The sequence below is a fragment of the Neptunomonas sp. XY-337 genome (genome assembly GCF_004959845.1).
Taxonomy (GTDB): Bacteria; Pseudomonadota; Gammaproteobacteria; order Pseudomonadales; family Balneatricaceae; genus Neptunomonas; species Neptunomonas marina.
Window position 1 is genome coordinate 31,334 of record NZ_SPLL01000010.1, and the last position, 22,061, is coordinate 53,394.

Consider the following 22,061-nt stretch of genomic DNA (forward strand, 5'->3'; position numbering starts at 1 on the left):
TCTATGCTCCGGGGTAGCGCCAGCTCGGTGCAGGCTTCACTAGAATCGGCACATAGCGGATACAGAACAGCAACATGCCGGCTAGCCATAGCAACGCAGCACCATACAACAGCGGCCAGTATAGCGAAGCAGCCAACAGCGATGCGAGAATCCGCAATACCGCTGCGCCGCTTAATAGCATAAAGGCCACTGTCATCAACTTACCTGCCACTAGCGGACGCTGGGTATGACCCAGTGCTGCACGCGAGGCCACCCCCAAAATCATCGACGCCATAGCGCCGATACCTAAACCGTGAAAGCCTACGGACCCAAGTGAACTATCCAGTACACCGGCGCCGAGTAGCACAAGACCCAGCCCTAACCAGACAAATCCTAGGTGCAATATCCACAACAACGGCTCATCCAAAGCTAGCCAACCTTTCCAGCGCACAAGGCGCATTATCTGCAATAGGCCTGCGATCATAAGTAAGTAGGCGGAAAATACAGCGGTGGGCAGTGCGATCCAACTGAGCGCGGCGGCTAACAAAGTCAGCGTTGCGGCAATATCCAAACGACCAAAAGCCGCTGGCGCCAAGGTTAACGCCGGGTTTTGCTTTATAAGATAGTTACGTGTAAATGCCGGTGTAATGCGCCCACCAATCAGCGAGAGCATCATACAGACCTGCATCACAGCGCCCCTGATGGCGATATTTGGATCCCACTCAGGCAAAGCTAAGGCGCGGTGAAACACGACATTCAACGCGGCGAAAACAAGCAGTAGCACAATAACTTTATAATTGCGGCGATTACCTGACGCTATGATCTCTCGCCCCACCAGCGCCGCGAGACAAAACCCGTAGCTGACATCAACCGTAGCGACTAACCATGCCGGCCATGTTCCAGAGAGCAACATGGCGATGCGCCCGCTCATCCATAGCACCACCAAGAGCGCCAGCGCACCGCCGCTCACGGGAAAACGCCCCGTCCATTTCGACACCGCCGCCAACAAAAAGCCACCCATGGCCGCGCCGACAAAACCAAACAGCATCTCGTGAGCGTGCCACAGTATCGATGACATACCCAAAGGTAACGTAATGTGGCCAGCAAACAGAGGAATCCAAAGCGCAATGAGTAGCAGGCCAGCAAGCCCAACACACAGAAACAATGGCCGAAAACCATTGCTAAGTAACACCCCCAAAAAGGATTTGGGTTGGCTTTCGAAGAAAACAAACGACATAGCAACCTCCTAACGAAGGGTTATGATCGATACTGACGCCATAAAAAACCTTAACAAATCGCAAGATTCATCAAAAATTACGATACATCCGCATATCACACACAACAAAAAAGCCCTCACAAGGAGGGCTTTTTCAGAGCGTGTTGCTTAGTTGTCTACTGATTCGTCTTCAATCAGGTCTTTCATGGAAAGTTTGATACGACCGCGTGGGTCAACTTCCAACACTTTAACCTTAACAACATCGTCCATATTGATGTAGTCAGTCACTTTCTCAACGCGCTTGTTAGCGATTTGCGAGATGTGAACCAAACCATCTTTACCCGGCAGGATGTTCACGAATGCACCAAACTCTTCGATGCGAACAACTTTACCTTCGTAGATTTTGCCAACTTCAGCTTCGGCAGTGATTGCGATAACACGATCAGTCGCTTCTTTCGCTGCTGCTTTATCGGCAGCGTAGATGCGTACTGTACCGTCGTCGTCGATATCGATCATCGCGCCAGTTTCTTCAGTTAGGCTGCGAATTGTTGCGCCGCCTTTACCGATAACGTCACGAATCTTCTCTGGGTTGATCTTCAGCTGCGTCATCGCTGGTGCATTGTCTGGCAGCTCAGGGCGTGCGTAACCGATTACCTTCGCCATCTCTTTCAAGATGTGAACACGCGCTTCGAACGCTTGCTCAAGTGCGATCTCCATGATCTCTTCAGTGATACCTGTGATCTTGATATCCATCTGCAGTGCAGTAATACCCTGCTCAGTACCAGCTACTTTAAAGTCCATGTCGCCTAGGTGATCTTCATCGCCTAGGATATCGGTTAGTACTGCAAATTGGTCGGCTTCTTTCACCAAGCCCATTGCGATACCGGCAACCGGCGCTTTCAACGGTACACCAGCATCCATCATAGAAAGTGACGCGCCACATACAGATGCCATTGAGCTAGAACCGTTAGATTCTGTGATCTCAGAGACAATACGGATCGTGTATGGGAACTCTTCTTGTGTTGGCAGTACCGCTGCAACACCACGACGCGCCAAACGGCCATGACCAATCTCACGACGACCCGTCGCACCCATACGGCCCGCTTCACCTACCGAATATGGAGGGAAGTTGTAGTGCAGCATAAATGGATCTTTACGCTCACCTTCTAGAGCATCGATGATTTGAGCATCACGTGCAGTACCCAGAGTACAGGTAGCGATAGACTGCGTTTCACCACGTGTAAATAGCGCAGAACCGTGCGTACCTTTCAGCAGATCAATCTCAACATTGATACCACGTACAGTTTTCGTGTCTCGACCGTCGATACGTGGCTCACCGTTAACGATGCGCTGACGAACTGTCGCTTTCTCAACAGAACCTACCACCGCAGAAACTTCTTTCTCAGATGGTTGGCCTTCTTCATCACCCGCTAATGCCGCAACAGCTTTGCTACGCAGATCAGACAATGCCGCCTGACGCTGCATTTTATCAGCCACTTGGTATGCTTCAGTGATACCTGCACCCACTAGCTCTTGTACCTGAGCGATCAGCGTTTCGTTTTTCGCTGGAGCTTCCCATTCCCAAGCCGTTTTACCCGCTTCGGCTTTCAACTCGTTGATCGCGTTGATTGCTACTTGCATCTCAGCATGAGCAAACAATACCGCACCAAGCATCTCATCTTCTGTCAGCTCTTGTGCTTCAGATTCAACCATCAAGACCGCATCAGACGTACCAGCAACGACCATGTCCAGCTCAGACTCAGCTAGCTTCTCGTAGCTTGGGTTAAGTAGGTAACCCTCGTCTTCAGTAAAGCCGACACGTGCCGCACCGATTGGGCCAAGGAAAGGAATACCAGAGATCGCCAGTGCTGCAGATGTACCCAGCATAGCAGCGATATCAGGATCATTTACCTTATCCGCAGACATCACCGTACAGATCACCTGCACTTCGTTCATGAAACCTTTCGGGAAAAGTGGACGGATTGGGCGATCGATCAAACGTGACGTCAGTGTCTCTTTCTCAGACGGACGAGCTTCGCGCTTGAAGAAACCACCAGGGATACGGCCTACCGCGTAGTATTTCTCTTGGTAGTGAACAGACAGTGGGAAGAAGTCCTGACCCGGGTTAGCGTCTTTTGCACCAACCACCGTACACAGTACTTGGTTCTCTCCCATGGTGACTAAGACCGCACCTGTTGCCTGACGTGCAACACGGCCTGTTTCTAATGTGACGGTTTGACCACCAAATTCAAATGTTTTTGTAATCGCTTGCACGATTATCTCCTTCTAAATTTTGAAAAATGATCCCGTCAAGTACGTCTGTTTCATACCATCATGCTAGCCAGTACTCATTTGTATTCAGTAGCTAACGAAACACAAATGAGTACAGGCGGGTCGAAACGTTACGCCTTTACGGGGCCAAAAAAGCAGAGGCCACACAATGTATGGCCTCTGGAGAAACTCACTTAGCGACGCAGTCCCAAACGACCGATCAAAGCAAGGTAACGGTCAGCGTCTTTGCGCTTCAGGTAGTCCAACAACTTACGACGTTGGTTAACCATGCGGATCAAACCACGACGAGAGTGGTGATCGTGCTTGTGCGCTTTGAAGTGGCCCTGCAAACCTTCGATGTTAGCACTTAGCAGTGCAACTTGAACTTCTGTAGAACCAGTATCGCCTTCGCTACGTGCGAAATCAGCAACGATTTGAGCTTTTTGTTCAGCTGTAAGCATTGTATTTTCTCCAATGTAATATGCAGACGATTATTCATTCATCGCCGGATTAATAGACGCGCTGAACCGAGCATATTTTCAGTGCAGCGCCATGTTTGAGCACACTGCTCAAAATGACTTCGGTGCTGTCTGCGTAGACAACAACCGCTTTGATTTTAGTTTGCCTTCGTCGGTCACTTCACCGATACCAAGAAACTGGCCGGTGGTACCGTTTTCGATCCGTACCAGCTCGCAAGGAGCGGCGGATACATCGGCTGCAATACCATTAAGTAGCCGCTCTGTTGCTAGCTGATCCAGCTGAACCACAGGCGCATCTTCAATAGCACTCCAAGGCGCTAATAATAGCGCATCTAAGCGCATTTGTATGCTTTCGACTGACTCATTGTCAGCTTTTGGTGCGGCCAAACTTTCGAGTTGATCAATCGTCAGCATCTGCTCCGCACGATACGGTCCGGAGTCTAGTCTGCGGAGCATTTTTACGTGAGCACCACAGCTTAACAGCAAACCTAAATCTTCAACGATAGAGCGGATATAAGTGCCTTTAGAACAGCGAATATCGAAGTCCACCTCATCGTCACGCAGATCAAGAATATCGATCTGAAAAACTGTCACACGACGCGGTTTCACCTCGACTGTTTTACCGGCTCTAGCAAGCTTATAGAGTGGCTGACCTTGATGCTTAAGTGCAGAGTACATCGATGGCACCTGCTCAATCTCGCCAGTGAAGTGCTGATCCAGCAGTTTGCGCAGCTCCGACAACTCAAGCTTGGGTACATCTGCGGTTGCAATCACTTCACCATCCGCATCACTGGTATCCGTACGAATGCCAAGCTTTGCTGTGGTGATATAGCGTTTATTCGCATCAAGAAGAAACTGGGAGAACTTAGTCGCTTCACCAAATGTGATCGGCAACATACCCGTAGCTAACGGGTCAAGCGCACCGGTATGGCCTGCTTTCGCTGCATCATAGATACGCTTCACTCGTTGCAGAATACCGTTTGAACTTACGCCTTGAGGTTTATCAAGCAAAAAAATGCCGTCCACAGGACGGCCTTTACGACGCCTTGCCACGGACGTTACTCCTCGTCAGTGCGTTCTTTTTCGCGCAGCTCACGCGCAGCTTTCTCAATTAAACTGTGCAGTTGGCGGCCACGTTCAACACTTTCATCAAAGTGAAAACGCAGCTGCGGCATAACACGAAGTTTAATTTGGCGTGCTAACTCACGACGCAGAAAGCCCGATGCTTGACGCAATACATGCAAAGAAGCGGCGATGGACTCCGCCTCGTCTTGGTCGCCAAGCGGCATCACTGTCACATAGACATCCGCATAACCAAGATCTTTGGTTACTTTGACATGGCTGATTGTCACCATCCCCATACGAGGATCTTTGACTTCAAATTGAATCAACTGAGCAAGGTCGCGCTGGACCTGCTCAGCAATTCGTTGGGTACGACTAAATTCGCGTGCCATACTCGCTCTTACAGTGTTCGTTGAACTTCGATCGTTGAGTAAACCTCAATCTGATCGCCAACTTTAACGTCGTTGTAGTTTTTCACACCGATACCACACTCCATACCTTGACGGACTTCGTTAACGGCATCTTTGAAACGACGCAGTGATTCAAGCTCACCTTCATAGATAACGACGTTATCACGTAGTACACGGATGCGCTTGTTACGGAATACCGTACCCTCGGTCACCATACAACCAGCTACCAGACCCAGTTTTGGTGATCGGAATACATCGCGAACTTCAGCAACACCCACGATCTCTTCACGGAACTCTGGAGACAACAGACCAGACATCGCCTGCTTCACGTCATCGATGATGTCATAGATCACGCTATAGTAACGCAGCTGCAGGCCTTCACGGTCGATAATCGACTTCGCCTGAGCATCCGCACGCACGTTGAAACCTACCAACAGTGCAGATGATGCCAGCGCCAAGTTCGCCTCAGTTTCGGAGATACCACCAACACCACTGGATACAATAACCACCTTCACTTCGTCGGTGGATAGGTCCTCAAGAGCATGCGTCAGGGCTTCTAGCGAGCCACGTACGTCCGCTTTCAAAACGATGTTCAAGTTCTTAACATCACCCGCTTGCATGTTGGCAAACAGGTTTTCAAGCTTAGATGCTTGTTGGCGAGCCAACTTAACTTCGCGATATTTGCCTTGGCGGAACAGTGCAACTTCACGTGCTTTCTTCTCATTAGAAACCACCGTGAACTCTTCACCCGCTTCTGGAGTACCATCTAGGCCTTGAATCTCAACCGGAATCGCTGGACCTGCAGAGTTAACAGGCTTACCGTTCTCGTCGATCATCGCACGGACACGGCCATAGTGCAGACCTGCCAGAACAATATCGCCTTTCTTCATGGTGCCGTTTTGTACCAACAATGTCGCTACAGAACCACGACCCTTATCAAGACGAGACTCAACAACAACACCTTGACCTGGAGCAGATGGCACAGCCGTTAGCTCAAGAACTTCGGCTTGCAACAATACGGCTTCTAGCAGTTCGTCGATACCTTGGCCCGTTTTCGCTGATACGTGCACAAACTGTACATCACCACCCCAGTCTTCAGGGATAACGTCGCGCTGCGCTAGCTCGTTCTTCACGCGATCAGGGTCAGCTTCCTCTTTATCAACCTTGTTAACTGCGATAACCAAAGGCACACCAGCGGCTTTCGCGTGCTGAATCGCTTCTTCAGTCTGCGGCATAACACCGTCGTCTGCTGCAACAACTAGGATAACGATATCGGTCAGCTTAGCACCACGCGCACGCATCGCTGTGAAGGCTGCGTGGCCCGGTGTATCAAGGAAGGTTACCATGCCATTATCTGTTTCTACATGGTAAGCACCAATGTGCTGCGTGATGCCGCCAGACTCGCCTGATGCTACCCGCGTTGAACGGATGTAGTCGAGCAGGGAAGTTTTACCATGGTCAACGTGTCCCATGACTGTAACGATCGGAGCACGGCCTTTGGATTCGCCTTGAACTGCTTGGATGCTATCCATCAGTTCCTCTTCAATCGCATTCTCCTGCAACGGCTTCGCAACATGGCCCATCTCTTCTACAACGAGCGTTGCTGTATCTTGGTCAATCACTTGGTTAATGGTTGCCATCGCACCCATTTTGAACATGACCTTGATCACTTCTGCCGCTTTCACTGACATCTTCTTCGCCAGTTCTGCAACCGTGATGCTTTCAGGGATGGATACCTCATGCACCTTCGGTGCTTGCGGCTCATTGAAACCATGCGCATTGGCTACTTTTGGCGTCTTACGCGCCTGTTTCGCATTGCTGTTACGAGAGAGCTTTCCGCCACGGCGATCACCGTCAGAGCGGCCATTACCACGCCCTTGGTTACGGCCCGGTTTTTTATCTTCGTTACGGTACGTTTTCTTCGAAGCGTCATTGCCTCGAGTTTGCTTTTCAGCCTTCGCTTTTTCTTCCACTTGTGCCTTAGCCTTGGCTTCAGCTTCCGCTTTAGCCTTGTTTTCTTCAGCCTTGCGGGCAGCTTCCTCGGCTGCGCGACGTGCTGCTTCTTCATTCTGACGAGCAGCTTCCTCTGCTTGACGCGCTGCTTCCTCTTTTTCACGCTGCTCAGCTTCTAAGCGAGTTTGCTCTTCAGCCGCTTGACGCGCTTGCTCTTCCGCTTCTTTGCGCGCTTGCTCTTCTGCAGCTTGCGCCACCGCACCTTCATCAGCCTCTATCTCAGAACGTTTAACGTATGTGCGCGTTTTACGTACTTCAACATTGACTGTTTTCTTTTTACCCGAGGCACCCGCTACTTTGAGCTGAGATGTCGTCTTGCGCTTTAAAGTGATCTTTTTAGGTGAAGCAACACTTTCTTCCGCTTCACCATGCGAGCGTTTCAGATGCGCTAACAGTGTTTGACGCTCACTATCCGTCACACTGGAACTTTCGTTCTTTCCTTCTATGCCGGCTTCCTGCATCTGCGTCATCAAACGCTCAACGGGAACACCAACCACATCGGCAAGTTGTTTTACTGTGACTTCTGCCATATTGGTAAACCTCCTCCGTTGACCTTAGTCTTCATCCGCGAACCAGGGAGCACGCGCTGTCATAATCAGCTCAGCCGCTCGCTCTTCGGTGATACCTTCGATCTCCAACAGTTCCTCTACAGATTGCTCTGCGAGATCTTCCATGGTGATAACGCCTTTAGCGGCCAACTGGAACGCAAGGTTACGCTCCATACCATCCATCTCTAGCAAGTCTTGCGCAGGTTCCGCATTCTCTAGCTCTTCTTCACTAGCTAATGCAAGATTCAATAACGCATCCTTCGCTCGCGTTCTTAGCTCTTGTACGATGTCTTCATCGAAACCATCGATTTCAAGCATCTCTTCAGCAGGTACGTAAGCCACCTCTTCCAGTGTCGTGAAGCCTTCAGCAACCAGTGCTTCCGCTACATCGTCATCCACATCAAGGTGTTTTACGAATACCTCCATAACAGAGCCCATCTCTGATTGCTGTTTCTCAGCGGCATCTTGCTCTGTCATTACATTAAGTTCCCAACCCGTCAGATCGGACGCTAAACGCACGTTCTGACCACCACGGCCGATTGCCATTGCCAAAGCATCTTGGTCAACCGCTACGTCCATGGAATGGGTCTCTTCATCCATGATGATGGAAGCGACTTCAGCAGGCGACATCGCGTTGATGACCAACTGAGCTGGGTTGTCGTCCCAAAGAATAATATCGACGCGCTCACCACCAAGCTCACCGGAAACGGCCTGAACACGCGCACCACGCATGCCAACACAAGCGCCTACCGGGTCGATGCGGCCGTCGTTAGTTTTAACAGCAATCTTTGCTCGGGAGCCGGGGTCACGGGCAGCCGCACGGATCTCAATAACTTCCTCAGAGATCTCCGGTACTTCCAAACGGAATAACTCGATCAACATCTCCGGCGAGGTACGGCTCAATACCAGCTGAGGGCCACGGCCTTCGCTACGTACTTCTGCCAACACCGCGCGCACACGATCGCCCATACGGAATACTTCGCGAGGTAGCAAGTTATCACGAGGTAGCAGAGCTTCTGCGTTATTACCAAGATCGACGATCACATTGTCACGCGTTACTTTCTTAACGCTTGCAGAGATCAGCTCACCAAGCTTGTCTTTGTATTGGTCAACAACTTTAGCTCGCTCAGCCTCACGCACTTTTTGTACGATAACTTGCTTTGCTGTCTGCGCAGCAATACGGCCGAACGCAACAGATTCCACTTGCTCTTCGTGGATGTCACCTGGCTGCAGCTTAGTATCGATCTCTTCAGCTTCTTCCATTGTTAGCTCAGTACCTAGTGCAGGCACTTCATCATTGCTAACAACTTTCCAACGACGGAATGTGTCGTAATCACCCGTAGCGCGGTCGATTACCACATTAATATCAACTTCTTCTTCGTATCTTTTCTTTGTCGCTGTCGCCAAAGCCAGCTCGATCGCTTCGAAGATAACATCGCGTGGGACGTCTTTCTCATTCGATACTGCTTCTGCAACCAGTAGAATCTCTTTATTCATGCTACTGCCTCGCCCAATAGTCTTGTGTGCTATTAAAACTGTGGAATCACTTGTGCTCGATCAAGCAGATCGATCGGCAACAAAAACTCTTCATCATCCACAACCAGCAAAATATCTTCACCCTCAACACCATTTAAGATGCCTTTGAAGTTACGACGCCCTTCAAACGGCACGCGCAGGCGCATTTGGATCTTGTGTCCTCGATAGGCAGCAAACTGCTCCAAGGTAAAAAGAGGCCGATCCATACCCGGAGAGGAAACCTCTAACGTATACTCTCCGTTTATCGGGTCCTCAACGTCGAGAACACCGCTAACTTGGTGGCTAACTGCTGCACAGTCATCAACCGTTACGCCATCTTCTTTATCGATATAGATCCGCAAGGTCGTATGCTTGCCTTGTGAGAGATAATCAACACCCCACAAGTCACAACCTAAAGCCTCGACCGACGGCTGAATCAGTTCTTGAATTAATTTAAGCTTCGCAGACAACGAAACGACCTCTTTTCTTTATCTCAGAAACAAAAAATGGGCCTCTTGGACCCATTTCTGCGACTACAAATTACACCAAACCTACGAAAAAGCCCCTTAAAAGGGGCTTTCTTAAGTGGTAGCGGGGGCTGGATTTGAACCAACGACCTTCGGGTTATGAGCCCGACGAGCTACCAAGCTGCTCCACCCCGCATCAGAAACAGGTGCGCATTATATATACCTACACACCTTTTTGCAAACATGGTGCCCAAGGCCGGACTTGAACCGGCACGACCGATAGGTCACTACCCCCTCAAGATAGCGTGTCTACCAATTCCACCACTTGGGCATAAACTTTTACTCTGCTACTGGAACATCTGCATCAGCTGGCGCTGCGCTTTCTTCCAGAGTAGGAAGGTTGTTTTGCTCTACTTCTTCAACAACTTCTACCGCTGGAATACCAGCATCTTGAACAGAAACTGCTTTCTCTTTTGCGTAGATAGCTAAAACAAAACTTGTTACGAAAAGGCCAGCTGCCATAATGCCCGTCAAACGACCTAAAAAGCTGCCAGAACCTTGGCTACCAAAGACCGTTTGAGAAGCACCACCGCCAAACGCTGCACCAGCTTCAGCACCTTTACCTTGCTGCAACAACACAAGTACAATAATCGCTGCTGCGACAATAACATGTGCTGCTAAAACTAGTGTTTCCATGACTTTCTCGCTTAATGACTATCTGCAGCAATTCTGCAGATGGTTATAAATTCTTTACTATTCAATGATGCGCCACCGATTAGGCCACCATCAATATCGGCACAACCAAGTAACTCTGCTGCATTCTCCGACTTAACGCTACCGCCATACAAAATCGAGATAGCGTCACCCGCACCATCGAAGGCGCTATTAAGCACTGATCGAATATGTGCGTGAACTTCTTGAGCTTGATCAGCAGAGGCTGTTTTGCCAGTGCCTATAGCCCACACCGGCTCATATGCCACGACAACCTGCTTCACTTCATCGCCGTTCAGCTCTTTCAAACCAGCCACAACTTGCTGCTCTACGACATCTTTAAAGTTGCCAGACTCACGTTCATCTAACGTCTCGCCGACACACAGAACAGGCGTTAAACCAGCAAAAACGGCCAGCTTGACCTTCTTACCCACTACCTGGTCTGTTTCACCAAGCAGCGTACGGCGCTCCGAATGTCCGACTAAAACATACTGACATCCAGCATCTGCAATTAACTCAGGAGATACTTCACCCGTGTATGCACCGCTTTGTTCCGTGTAGCAATTCTGCGCTCCAACAGCAAATTTACCGCTACCGAGCATGGCATGAATTGCCAAAAACGGAGGAAAAACTACCGTAGTGATGCGTTCAGAAAAGTCTGCGTTATCAAGCGCTTCTCGCATTTCTTGCGCGAAGGTTTGAGAACCATTCATTTTCCAATTTCCAGCAATAACTAGGTTACGCACGTTATCCCCCCGTCAAAGAGGCGCAAATATTAACTGACTTACTCTTCGCTGACAAGCGCTTCTAATGTTTTTTCAACAACTTGAGCCAGTTCTTCGCATAGAGTCTGAATGACCTCAGGATTCTCACCTTCCAGCATAACGCGAACCAACGGCTCTGTGCCGGAAGGGCGCAGTAGCACGCGGCCGCTCGAGCCAAGTTCAGCCTCAACGCTTTTTACTGCATCTTGTATCGCAGCCACACTTTTAACGTCGACCTTTTTAGCCATTCTGACATTGATCATGACTTGTGGCATTTTCTGCATACCCGACTTCAGCTCGGCCAGACTTTTACCTGTTTCACGCATCGCACGCAGAGCTTGTAAAGCCGAGATCGTACCATCGCCCGTCGAGGTTAAATGGCGACAAACCACGTGCCCGGAGCTCTCGCCACCTAGCACCCAGTCATGCTCTGCCAGTTTCTCCATCACGTAACGGTCACCCACATTCGCGCGCACAAAGGGGACACCAATCTTCTTAAGTGATTGCTCTAAGCCAAAGTTACTCATCAGCGTTCCAACCACACCACCAGACAGAACACCACGAGCTTTCATATGCTGTGTAACAATAAACAGGATTTCATCGCCATCGACAACTTCGCCATTCTCGTCCACCATGATGACCCGGTCGCCATCACCATCCAATGCAATACCGAGATCGGCGGCTTCAGCGACAACCGACTTCTGTAAACGCTGCGGCGATGTCGCACCGCAGGACTCATTGATATTGAGCCCATCAGGAGAGGACGCGATCTCAATAACGTTTGCACCCAGCTCACGTAATACCTGAGGAGAGACGTGATAAGTTGCGCCATTTGCGCAGTCGAGGACAATCTTCAAGCCTTGCAAATTAAAGCCCAACGGCACAGTGGCTTTACAGAACTCGATGTAACGCCCTGCCGCGTCGGCGATTCTGCTCGCTTTACCGAGCATGCCCGAATCAACGGTAGTCATGACCAAATCCATCTGCGCTTCGATGGCATGCTCTATCTCATCGGGAAGCTTAGTGCCTTCAGCTGAGAAGAATTTAATGCCATTGTCGCCAAACGGATTATGAGATGCGGAGATCACAATCCCGGCGTTCGCCTGAAAAGTTCGCGTGAGATAAGCTATTGCTGGCGTTGGCATCGGGCCGGTTAACAACACATCTACACCAGCTGCCGACAAGCCCGCCTCTAATGCAGACTCAAACATGTAGCCGGAGATACGTGTATCTTTACCGATTAAAATCTTTGAGTAACCTTCACGAGCGAAGACTTTACCTGCGGCCCAGCCCAGTTTAAGCATAAAGTCTGGAGTAATCGGAAACTTACCGACCTGACCACGAATACCATCAGTACCAAAATAGCGTTTTCCCACGTTCTATCCTCTCTTTTCAAGCAGTACAGCTTCCGTCATTCTTACTACGTCTATTGTCTCTTCTACATCATGAACACGAACAATACGTGCGCCTTTCATTACAGAAATTGCGACTGTCGCTAAACTGCCGTGCAGGCGCTCATCGACAGGTCGATCCAAGACATTTCCAATCATACTCTTGCGCGATGTGCCTATGAGTAGCGGGAGACCATAAACATCTAATGTTTCGAGGCGATTTAACAACGCCAAATTGTGTTCTAGGGTTTTACCAAAACCAAAACCGGGATCGATAACAATAGCGTCCTGTTTGATACCTGCATCTAGGCAGCACTTTACCCGCTGAATTAAATACTGCTGCACCTCATCAACAACCGACACATATTCAGGGCAGTCTTGCATCGTTGAGGGGTCGCCTTGCATATGCATGAGGCATACGGGTAGCCCCGTTGTCGCTGCAGCGGCGATCGCACCCTTGCGAGATAGCCCTCGTACATCGTTAATAAAACCCGCCCCCGACTCGGCGCCTGCACAGATGACTGCAGCGTTGCTGGTATCCATCGATACAACAACATCGAACTCGCGCTTGAGCGTTTCAATGGCAGGAATAACTCTATCTAACTCCTCCTGCTCACTGATCGGCGCAGCTCCCGGACGGGTCGATTCGCCCCCCACATCCAGTATAGACGCACCTGCACTCACCATGGCCTCAGCCTTACGCAACAATTGATCAAGCGCAACGCCATTACCACTTTGATAAAGCCGACCTCCATCAGAAAATGAATCAGGGGTGACGTTCAAAATACCCATCACTTGCACTCGAGATAGGTCCAAGACCTTATCGTTACAAACCAACTGTTTACTCATCCGACATCCGCTCCGAAAACAAAAAAGGCTGGGAAACCCAGCCTTTTAAATAACTACTTTACGTTAGACCATTTTGCCTTCATCGTCATCGCCTTCAGGCTTTCTTTGCCTTGGCGCTTCAGGCACATCTGGGTCCTTCTGTGGTTGATCATCAGACGCCTCTGAGGAAGCTTCTTCGCTATCTTCTAAACTATCAAGCGATGCAGACTCTTCTGCAGGTTTATCCTCTGCTTTCTCATCAACCCAGCCATCAGGATCAGATACCGCTTCTCTAGCCATAAGCTGGTCAATTTGCTCGCTGCTGATCGTCTCATACTTCATCAGCGCTTGCGTCATCGACTCAAGGATATCGCGGTTATCTTCAAGTAACTGATAAGCCTTTTTGTAGCACTCATCAATGATGCTTCTTACCTCGGCATCAATCTTACGTTGAGTCTCTTCTGCAAGAGGCTTAGCGGCTTGGCCATAGCCACGGCTAAATGGATCACTGTCTTCGTCATCATAAAGCAGTGGGCCCATCGCATCAGATAAACCCCATTTTGTAACCATATTACGTGCCATCGAGGTAGCGCGCTGGATATCGTTAGAGGCACCCGTTGTTACGCCCTCTTTGCCTAACGTCATCTCCTCTGCGATGCGTCCACCGTACAAAGAACAGATATTCGAGATGATCGTTTGCCGGCTATGGCTGTAACGATCCTCTTCCGGCAGGAACATAGTCACACCTAAAGCGCGCCCGCGAGGAATGATAGATACCTTATACACCGGATCATGATCCGGCATTAGGCGACCCACGATCGCATGACCCGATTCATGGTACGCCGTGTTGAGACGCTCCTTGTAAGACATCACCATGGATTTACGCTCGGCGCCCATCATGATTTTATCTTTAGCGCGCTCAAATTGATCCATACCAACCGTACGCTTGCTAGCTCGTGCTGCGAATAAGGCCGCCTCATTCACTAGGTTAGCAAGGTCAGCACCAGAGAAACCCGGTGTACCCCGTGCAATCAGCTCAGGTTTAACATCATCTCCGATTGGCACTTTACGCATGTGTACTTTAAGGATTTGCTCACGACCTCGGATGTCTGGCAGACCAACATGAACCTGACGGTCAAAACGGCCAGGACGCAATAGCGCAGGGTCAAGTACATCAGGGCGGTTAGTTGCCGCGATAACGATAATACCTTCCGTGCCTTCGAAGCCATCCATCTCAACCAGCAACTGGTTTAGTGTTTGCTCGCGCTCGTCATTACCACCGCCCATACCAACACCACGGTGTCGACCGACCGCATCAATCTCGTCGATAAAGATGATACACGGTGCATGCTTCTTAGCTTGATCAAACATATCTCGCACACGGGATGCACCTACACCCACGAACATCTCTACGAAATCAGAGCCCGAAATACTGAAGAATGGTACCTTGGCCTCACCAGCAATAGCCTTAGCCAGCAACGTTTTACCTGTACCCGGGTTGCCTGCCATCAAAACACCGCGTGGAATATTACCACCGAGACGCTGAAACTTACTCGGATCACGCAGGTAATCAACGAGCTCCTTCACCTCTTCTTTAGCCTCTTCAACACCGGCCACATCATCGAACGTTGTCTTGATCTGATCTTCGCTCATCATGCGGGCTTTGGATTTACCAAACGACATCGGGCCGCCTTTTCCACCGCCGCCTTGCATTTGGCGCATGAAGAACATAAAGATCGCGATAATAACTAGAATCGGGAATGAAGCGACCAACAACTGCGTCCAGATACTCTGTTGTTCTGGCTGCTTACCCTCGATGACAACGTCGTTAGCTAACAACTCGTCCACAAGCTTTGGATCTTGAAGCGCGGGCCTAATCGTTTGGAAGCGCTCTCCGTTAGCACGTTGGCCACGGATCGTGAAGCCATCAATCACGACTTTAGATACTTGCCCTTTTTGCACCTCAGTAACAAAGTCGGAGTACGTCACTCGACCTGGGTCACTTTCTGCACTGAAGTTGTTAAATACTGTCAGCAGCACTGCAGCAATAACTAACCAAAGTACCAGATTCTTTGCCATATCGTTCAAAAGACAATCCTCTAATTAAACATCAATCTGCGAACGCTAAACTACACGAGTTGCGCCCGGTTGGCTATTCACGCCTCTTTTTAACTAACCCAGCAATATCGGCTTCTCGCGACCAAATTCGAGAGGAGTCAGGCTTGCAGGTAACAACCTTTGTAAAACTTGTACGCACATCGGCTAAATACTGATCAAAACCCGCACTTCGGAACACTTCGGCAACAAGATCACCATTAGGTTTCAAAACTTGCTGCACCATATCAAGTGCTCACAGAATCAAAGAGATAGCAGTAAGCTGATCAATAGAGTTCGTACTATTTATACTGGGGGCCGTATCTGAAATTACAAGGCCTACAAACTCACATCCACTGTCTTGCTGTGCCTGCTCTGTTGCCGATTGTTCTGTGCAGCACCTTGAAACTCTACCGTAGCGCTCGCCGATTAACTCGGCTTTGACTTACAGATCCAAAACACAAATGTGCCGCATGTGTGCAGACTGCCTTGCTCATGACGCTCCACAAGGCGAGTTCTCGACCGAGCAGCTCTTTTGCTTTTCAGCGCCATACAGACGATCTATAAAAACGCGCTCATGCTGCACTCATTGATTTCAGCCTTGACACAAAAATATCTCTTTGGTTTAACGCCGCACAGCTCTCAGGTAGAATAAGGATATGAATACCCTGTGGCCTCACGCCACCTAACCATGAGATAACAATTTTAGTATGAGCCTGACGCCTGAGCAAAAGAAACAGTTCCGCACCATCGGTCACAGCCTTAACCCACTGGTTACGGTGGCAGGAAAGGGGCTGACGGAAAACATCCAGCTTGAAGTGGATCGCGCCCTGGAAGATCACGAGTTGATCAAGGTAAAGTTCGTTGTAGGTGACCGCACCATTAAGAAACAACTCATTCGCGAACTATGCGAGATTGTGGAAGCGACTATTGTGCAAGAGATCGGTAATATCGCCCTGATCTACCGCCCATCTTTAGAGCCTAACCCTAAGCTCTCTAACTTGCTACGTTAAAAAAGCCGCCCATAAGGGCGGCTTTTTTATTGGCCTTAGATGTGCAGAACCTCTGCAATCTCATACTCCACATCTCCACCTGGGGTGCGGATGGCCGCGATATCACCCTCTGACTTACCAATCAGGCCGCGAGCTATCGGTGAGTTCACCGATAACTTGCCGTTTTTAATGTCCGCTTCATCATCACCTACGATCTGGTAACGAACTTCCTCATCCGTATCGAGATTGATAATCACAATTGTTGTGCCAAAGATAACCTTGCCGGTTTGTGGCAACGCAGTGACATCAATCACCTGAGCATGAGAGAGTTTACCCTCAAGCTCCTGGATGCGCCCCTCGATAAAGCCCTGCTCTTCTCGGGCAGCGTGATACTCAGCGTTTTCTTTTAAATCGCCATGCTCACGCGCTTCCGCGATAGCAGCAATGACACGCGGACGAGCTTCCGTTTTGAGCTGATCTAACTCAGCTCGTAACGCTTTTTCGCCCGCAACGGTCATAGGGACACGACTCATCTCTCACTCCTCAGTGCAAATCTTGTAGACGACGAACAGTCTTCTCTTCGCCATATTGAAGCGCCATTGTAATCGCTTCTGCACCTGCAAGGGTAGTCGTATAAGCAACCTTGTTCTGAAGAGAGCTACGACGAATCTCTGCGGAGTCGGCAATTGCTTTGCGGCCTTCGGTTGTGTTGACCACATAAGCAATCTCGTTGTTTTTGATCATATCAACGATGTTAGGACGACCTTCCATCACTTTGTTGACCACTTCAACATCGAAACCTTTCTCTTGCAAGAAAGCAGCTGTACCGCCGGTCGCACATAGCGTAAAGCCAAGATCTAGCAACGCATTTGCAACGCGAACAGAACCGTCTTTATCCACATCGCGAACCGAGATAAACGCACGCCCTGGCGTTGGCATCTTCTCACCAGCACCAATCGTTGCCTTCATAAACGCTTCGCCAAAGGTTGTGCCAGAGCCCATTACTTCGCCGGTAGACTTCATCTCTGGAGAGAGAATCGGATCCACTGATGGGAATTTATTGAATGGAAATACCGCTTCCTTCACATTGAATAGCGTCGGTACGATCTCTTCTGTAAAACCAAGCTCTTTCAGCGTTTTGCCTGTCATCACCTGAGCGCCGATCTTAGCAAGCGACACACCGATACACTTAGAGACAAATGGCACAGTACGCGATGCACGCGGATTGACTTCGATCACGTAGATCTCGCCATCTTGGTAAGCCAACTGCGTGTTCATCAAGCCCACAACCCCAAGCTCCAGCGCCATCTTCTTAACCTGCTCACGCATCAAGTCCTGCACGTCAGCCGGCAAGTTGTAAGGAGGGAAAGAGCAAGCAGAGTCGCCAGAGTGAACGCCAGCCTGTTCAATATGCTGCATGATCGCACCAATAACGACAGTCTCACCATCAGAAACAGCATCGATATCGACTTCAATCGCCGCATTCAGGAAGTGGTCGAGTAGCACTGGGGCTTCGTTAGACACTTGCACAGCTTCATTCATGTAACGGCGCAGCTCGTCTTCCTTGTAGACGATCTCCATAGCGCGACCACCAAGAACGTAGGAAGGGCGTACAACGAGCGGGTAACCGATACGCTCTGCTTCTATGATCGCCTCTTCGAGTGAACGCACTGTAGAGTTTTCTGGCTGTTTCAAGCCAAGACGCTTCAGCATCTGCTGGAACTGCTCACGGTCTTCAGCACGGTCGATCGCCTCTGGTGACGTACCAATGATTGGCACACCCGCTTGTTCTAGAGCAACGGCCAGTTTCAATGGTGTTTGACCACCATACTGAACGATAACCCCTTTCGGCTGCTCTACGTTTACAATTTCCAACACATCTTCAAGCGTAATAGGCTCAAAGAACAGACGATCAGATGTATCGTAATCAGTTGAAACCGTCTCAGGGTTACAGTTAACCATGATCGTTTCAAAACCATCATCACGCGCAGCAAGGGCTGCATGCACACAGCAGTAATCGAACTCAATGCCCTGACCGATACGGTTTGGACCGCCGCCAATGACCATAATCTTATCGCGGCTAGATGGGTTTGCTTCACACTCCTCTTCATAAGTGGAGTACATGTAAGCAGTATCAGAGGCAAACTCCGCAGCACACGTATCAACGCGCTTGTAAACAGGACGGACACCTAACGCTTGGCGGTGCTTTCTAAACTGCTTCTCAGAAACACCTAATAGAGTCGCCAAACGTGCATCAGAGAAGCCCTTACGCTTGAGGCGATAAACCGCGTCTTTATCTAAGCCTGACATCGCCATTTCGGCAACGTGCTGCTCTTCTCTGATCAGGTCTTCAACCTGCACAAGGAACCATGGATCAATGCCACTGATACGGTATAACTCGTCGACGCTCATACCCATACGGAAAGCATCGCCAAGGTACCAAATACGTTCAGCGCCCGGTTCTTTCATTTCACGAATGATCGTTGAACGCGCGTCTTCGCTATCTAGATCAAGCACTGGATCGAAGCCGGTCGCTCCAACCTCAAGACCACGAAGCGCTTTCTGCAATGACTCTTGCTGCGTACGACCAATCGCCATCACCTCACCCACCGACTTCATCTGAGTCGTCAGGCGATCGTTCGCCTGAGGGAATTTCTCAAAAGTGAAGCGTGGAATTTTAGTCACTACGTAGTCGATAGAAGGTTCGAATGACGCAGGCGTCGCTCCACCCGTAATATCGTTTTGTAGCTCATCCAGCGTATAACCTACGGCCAACTTTGCAGCAACTTTGGCAATAGGGAAACCCGTTGCTTTAGAAGCCAATGCGGATGAACGAGATACACGTGGGTTCATTTCGATGACAACCATACGGCCATCTTTCGGGTTAACACCAAACTGTACGTTTGAACCACCTGTCTCTACGCCGATCTCACGTAGTACAGCCAAAGAAGCATCACGCATCAGTTGATACTCTTTGTCAGTTAGCGTTTGTGCAGGCGCTACCGTGATTGAGTCACCTGTATGCACGCCCATTGCATCGAAGTTTTCGATCGAGCAGACGATAATGCAGTTGTCGTTTTTATCACGAACAACTTCCATCTCATACTCTTTCCAACCGATCAGCGATTCATCAATCAGCAGCTCGTTTGTCGGTGAAAGATCCAAACCACGTTCGCAAATTTCGACAAACTCATCGATGTTGTAAGCGATACCACCGCCTGAGCCACCCATCGTGAAAGATGGGCGAATAATACAAGGGAAACCAAGCTGCGCTTGCACTTGTAGCGCTTCTTCCATGCTATGTGCGATAGAAGCACGTGGACACTCGAGTCCAATATTCTTCATCGCCTTGTCGAAGCGATCACGATCTTCTGCCTTATCAATCGTGTCTGCGTTTGCGCCAATCATCTCAACACCAAACTGCTCCAGTACACCTTCTCGCTCAAGATCAAGCGCACAGTTCAAAGCTGTTTGACCACCCATTGTTGGCAATAATGCATCTGGGCGCTCTTTTTCGATGATTTTCGCTACTGTTTTCCAGTTAATAGGCTCGATGTATGTCGCATCGGCCATCGCTGGATCAGTCATGATTGTTGCTGGGTTCGAGTTCACCAAAATAACTCGGTAGCCCTCTTCACGTAGCGCTTTACAGGCTTGCGCACCCGAATAGTCAAACTCACATGCTTGTCCGATAATGATCGGACCTGCACCCAGAATCAGTATACTTTTTAAATCCGTACGTTTTGGCATTCTAACAACCGGTCAAATCTGTTTACTTTACTGATCAATCGATCAAGCGTTTTTGTGTGCAGCCATCTCTTTGATAAAGCGATCAAACAGCGGAGCGACATCACGAGGACCTGGGCTTGCTTCCGGGTGTCCTTGGAAACTAAAGGCAGAGCGGTCTGTACGCTCGATGCCCTGTAGTGAGCCATCAAACAATGACTTGTGAGTAGCACGCAGGGTCTCTGGTAACGAAGATTCATCCACCGCAAAACCGTGGTTTTGGCTAGTGATCATCACTTGCTTGTGATCCAAGTCTTGCACCGGGTGGTTGGCACCGTGATGACCAAACTTCATCTTGATAGTTTGTGCACCGGAAGCTAATGCGAGTAACTGATGGCCAAGGCAAATACCAAAAACGGGTAGCGTAGTTTCACAGATAGCTTTAATAGCCTCAATCGCGTAATCACACGGCTCCGGATCACCAGGACCGTTTGATAAAAATACACCATCAGGCTTCATGGCCAAAACGTCAGCAGCAGGAGTTTGCGCAGGAACCACTGTTACACGGCATCCGCGCTCAACCAACATACGCAAAATATTGCGCTTTACACCGAAGTCATAAGCTACCACATGATAAGGTTGCTCTTGCGGCGCGATATCGCGATGACCTTCACCGAGAGCCCATGTGCTTGAGTTCCACTCATATGCAGCGTTGACCGATACCTCTTTCGCTAAATCCATACCCTTCAAACCAGGGAAAGCTTTGGCAGCAGCGAGCGCGTTTTCCTCAGAGATCTCACCGGCCATAATACAACCATTCAGTGAGCCCTTTTCACGCAATAGACGAGTTAAGCGGCGCGTATCAATATCTGCGATACCAACAATATTGTTATCTTTTAGATACTGATCTAGCGTTTTTTGGTTACGAAAGTTGCTCGCAACAAGCGGCAAATCTCGGATAACCAACCCAGAAACCCAAGTACCTGAAGACTCTTCATCTTCGTCGTTGGTTCCTACGTTACCAATATGTGGGTACGTTAATGTAACGATTTGTCGGCAATAGGAAGGATCTGTAAGAATTTCTTGATAGCCGGTCATGGAGGTATTAAACACCACCTCTCCACTTGATTGACCGTCCGCGCCAATAGCAATACCCTTGAACACACTACCATCTTCAAGAGCCAGAATGGCTGGTCTTGTCAATTTAACCTCCCCGCATGCGCTGTATATATGGAATCTGTACGAGATTTGTAAAAAGAGAAATCACCTCACTTTTTACACTAGCTGACGCTTACCTGCATTTGCTGCGGGCAAACGGGCGGTATTCTAGTATAGGAACTGAACGATGTCTATCGACTTCGTTTATCTTTGCTAACCAACCGATTAAAAGGGTTGCGACCTAAGAGAGTGAATATTAAAAAGGAAACGTTTAGTCTTATTTTTCTTTACACACAGTAAAAAGCCCTGACCGTTGCCGATCAGGGCTTCCTAATTAAAAGCTTGGCGATGTCCTACTCTCACATGGGGAAACCCCACACTACCATCGGCGCTAAATCGTTTCACTTCTGAGTTCGGGATGGGATCAGGTGGGTCCA

18 protein-coding genes, 2 tRNA genes and 1 rRNA gene are annotated in these 22,061 nt (G+C 49.4%); 1 reads left to right on the plus strand and 20 read right to left on the minus strand.

Features of this window, described 5'->3' with window-relative positions:
• Window position 1: 1 nt before the first annotated feature.
• From E4L36_RS17370 to E4L36_RS17445, 16 genes are all read right to left on the minus strand, one after another.
• Window positions 2–1,216 (minus strand): NnrS family protein, encoded by a 1,215-nt coding sequence (locus E4L36_RS17370; RefSeq protein ID WP_136681625.1) that lies wholly within the window; start codon window positions 1,214–1,216, stop codon window positions 2–4.
• A gap of 147 nt (window positions 1,217–1,363) precedes the next feature.
• On the minus strand, window positions 1,364–3,469 hold the full coding sequence (gene pnp, locus E4L36_RS17375; protein WP_136681626.1) for a polyribonucleotide nucleotidyltransferase: 2,106 nt from the start codon (window positions 3,467–3,469) through the stop codon (window positions 1,364–1,366).
• A 191-nt stretch (window positions 3,470–3,660) separates the two neighbouring features.
• Complete coding sequence (gene rpsO, locus E4L36_RS17380; RefSeq protein WP_136681627.1) at window positions 3,661–3,927, minus strand: 30S ribosomal protein S15; 267 nt, start codon at window positions 3,925–3,927, stop codon at window positions 3,661–3,663.
• A gap of 108 nt (window positions 3,928–4,035) precedes the next feature.
• Window positions 4,036–4,998, minus strand: a complete 963-nt coding sequence (gene truB / locus E4L36_RS17385; RefSeq protein ID WP_136681628.1) for a tRNA pseudouridine(55) synthase TruB — start codon at window positions 4,996–4,998, stop codon at window positions 4,036–4,038.
• A 5-nt stretch (window positions 4,999–5,003) separates the two neighbouring features.
• The gene (gene rbfA, locus E4L36_RS17390; RefSeq protein WP_127696015.1) at window positions 5,004–5,399 is read right to left on the minus strand and encodes a 30S ribosome-binding factor RbfA; all 396 of its coding nucleotides are present in this window, start codon (window positions 5,397–5,399) and stop codon (window positions 5,004–5,006) included.
• Between the two features lie 8 nt (window positions 5,400–5,407).
• On the minus strand, window positions 5,408–7,960 hold the full coding sequence (infB, locus tag E4L36_RS17395; RefSeq protein ID WP_136681629.1) for a translation initiation factor IF-2: 2,553 nt from the start codon (window positions 7,958–7,960) through the stop codon (window positions 5,408–5,410).
• 24 nt (window positions 7,961–7,984) lie between these two features.
• The gene (gene nusA, locus E4L36_RS17400; RefSeq protein WP_136681630.1) at window positions 7,985–9,475 is read right to left on the minus strand and encodes a transcription termination factor NusA; all 1,491 of its coding nucleotides are present in this window, start codon (window positions 9,473–9,475) and stop codon (window positions 7,985–7,987) included.
• Window positions 9,476–9,507: 32 nt separating this feature from the next.
• On the minus strand, window positions 9,508–9,963 hold the full coding sequence (gene rimP, locus E4L36_RS17405) for a ribosome maturation factor RimP (protein ID WP_136681631.1): 456 nt from the start codon (window positions 9,961–9,963) through the stop codon (window positions 9,508–9,510).
• A gap of 116 nt (window positions 9,964–10,079) precedes the next feature.
• A tRNA-Met gene (locus E4L36_RS17410) sits at window positions 10,080–10,156 on the minus strand.
• 48 nt (window positions 10,157–10,204) lie between these two features.
• Window positions 10,205–10,291: transfer RNA gene (locus tag E4L36_RS17415), tRNA-Leu, on the minus strand.
• A gap of 8 nt (window positions 10,292–10,299) precedes the next feature.
• The gene (gene secG / locus E4L36_RS17420; RefSeq protein WP_127696007.1) at window positions 10,300–10,656 is read right to left on the minus strand and encodes a preprotein translocase subunit SecG; all 357 of its coding nucleotides are present in this window, start codon (window positions 10,654–10,656) and stop codon (window positions 10,300–10,302) included.
• A gap of 11 nt (window positions 10,657–10,667) precedes the next feature.
• Window positions 10,668–11,417, minus strand: a complete 750-nt coding sequence (tpiA, locus tag E4L36_RS17425) for a triose-phosphate isomerase (RefSeq protein WP_136681632.1) — start codon at window positions 11,415–11,417, stop codon at window positions 10,668–10,670.
• Between the two features lie 38 nt (window positions 11,418–11,455).
• Window positions 11,456–12,811: a phosphoglucosamine mutase gene (glmM, locus tag E4L36_RS17430; protein ID WP_136681633.1), complete on the minus strand. Its 1,356-nt coding sequence runs from the start codon at window positions 12,809–12,811 to the stop codon at window positions 11,456–11,458.
• Between the two features lie 3 nt (window positions 12,812–12,814).
• Complete coding sequence (gene folP / locus E4L36_RS17435) at window positions 12,815–13,675, minus strand: dihydropteroate synthase (protein ID WP_136681634.1); 861 nt, start codon at window positions 13,673–13,675, stop codon at window positions 12,815–12,817.
• 63 nt (window positions 13,676–13,738) lie between these two features.
• Window positions 13,739–15,733, minus strand: coding sequence for an ATP-dependent zinc metalloprotease FtsH (ftsH, locus tag E4L36_RS17440; protein WP_136681637.1), 1,995 nt, complete (start codon window positions 15,731–15,733; stop codon window positions 13,739–13,741).
• Window positions 15,734–15,806: 73 nt separating this feature from the next.
• Window positions 15,807–15,995, minus strand: coding sequence for an SAM-dependent methyltransferase (locus E4L36_RS17445; RefSeq protein ID WP_240770949.1), 189 nt, complete (start codon window positions 15,993–15,995; stop codon window positions 15,807–15,809).
• A 463-nt stretch (window positions 15,996–16,458) separates the two neighbouring features.
• Here E4L36_RS17445 and E4L36_RS17450 point away from each other — a divergent pair, with 463 nt between their 5' ends.
• Window positions 16,459–16,761, plus strand: a complete 303-nt coding sequence (locus E4L36_RS17450) for a YhbY family RNA-binding protein (RefSeq protein WP_127696001.1) — start codon at window positions 16,459–16,461, stop codon at window positions 16,759–16,761.
• A 35-nt stretch (window positions 16,762–16,796) separates the two neighbouring features.
• Here E4L36_RS17450 and greA read toward each other — a convergent pair whose 3' ends face one another.
• The 4 genes from greA to rrf all read right to left on the minus strand — a co-directional run.
• Entirely contained in the window at window positions 16,797–17,273 is a 477-nt protein-coding gene (gene greA, locus E4L36_RS17455) for a transcription elongation factor GreA (RefSeq protein ID WP_127695999.1), read from the minus strand.
• Between the two features lie 10 nt (window positions 17,274–17,283).
• A complete protein-coding gene (gene carB / locus E4L36_RS17460) occupies window positions 17,284–20,490 on the minus strand; it encodes a carbamoyl-phosphate synthase large subunit (RefSeq protein WP_136681635.1) in 3,207 nt (1,068 codons plus the stop codon).
• A 42-nt stretch (window positions 20,491–20,532) separates the two neighbouring features.
• Window positions 20,533–21,669, minus strand: a complete 1,137-nt coding sequence (carA, locus tag E4L36_RS17465) for a glutamine-hydrolyzing carbamoyl-phosphate synthase small subunit (protein WP_136681636.1) — start codon at window positions 21,667–21,669, stop codon at window positions 20,533–20,535.
• Between the two features lie 295 nt (window positions 21,670–21,964).
• A 5S ribosomal RNA gene (gene rrf / locus E4L36_RS17470) occupies window positions 21,965–22,061 on the minus strand; the annotation flags it as partial.